Raw genomic sequence first — 723 nt, forward strand, 5'->3', positions numbered from 1 at the left:
AGTCGTTGATTTCAAGAATGATGATTTTGATTTTCTTGGTTTCACCTTCCATCATTGGAGAGAAGGAAAGAAAGACAAAAAGTCCGTCTTCCATGTAACTCCGAAGGAAGAATCCATAAAAGATTTTCGTTTTAAGATAAAGGAAAAGACCCGCAAAATACTTACACTAAGTAAGGAAGAGTGGATAGACCGTGTAAACCCTATAATTAGGGGGAAAGTCAATTACTACCTAGCAATTGTTAACGCAATAAAAGAAAACATAAAGTTAGGGAGTTCAAACCACTGTATTACAAGGTGGGTTCGAAGAACCCTTACATCTCTAGATGGCTATATAAGAAGAAGATTAAGGGTAGCTTTTATTCATAAACATCCTTCTCAAAGAAAAGAGAAAAAGATGCGTAGTCTTTGGAATAAAGCCTTCTTTCTCAAAATAAATCTGATTCCTACATATTGGCTCTACTTAAATAAAGCATATGGATACACAAAGGAACAGTACCTAAACGAGATGACTAGTAATGCAAAAAGAGACCTAAAGAACAGAATCAAACAAGCAAAAGCAAAAGGTGAGGAATACTATACTCCCCACCGACTCCAAAAGATGCAAAATGCCTGGAATGCATCCTCTTGATAAAACATTGTAACATATTGGTAAGCCGTATGCCTTAATAGGGCACGTACGGTTTGATAAGGGGGAAGCCTTGAAAAAGGTTTCCCTACTTTATT

At 36.4% G+C, this 723-nt stretch carries 1 protein-coding gene; it reads left to right on the forward strand.

What is annotated here, in order from left to right; genetic code table 11:
• The coding region (locus GXK58_RS26830; RefSeq protein ID WP_272928190.1) for a group II intron maturase-specific domain-containing protein at positions 1 to 628 on the forward strand (628 nt) is incomplete at its 5' end.
• Between the last annotated feature and the right edge of the window lie 95 nt (positions 629 to 723).

The organism is Bacillus sp. USDA818B3_A, assembly GCF_009928415.1.
Taxonomy (GTDB): Bacteria; Bacillota; Bacilli; order Bacillales; family Cytobacillaceae; genus Neobacillus.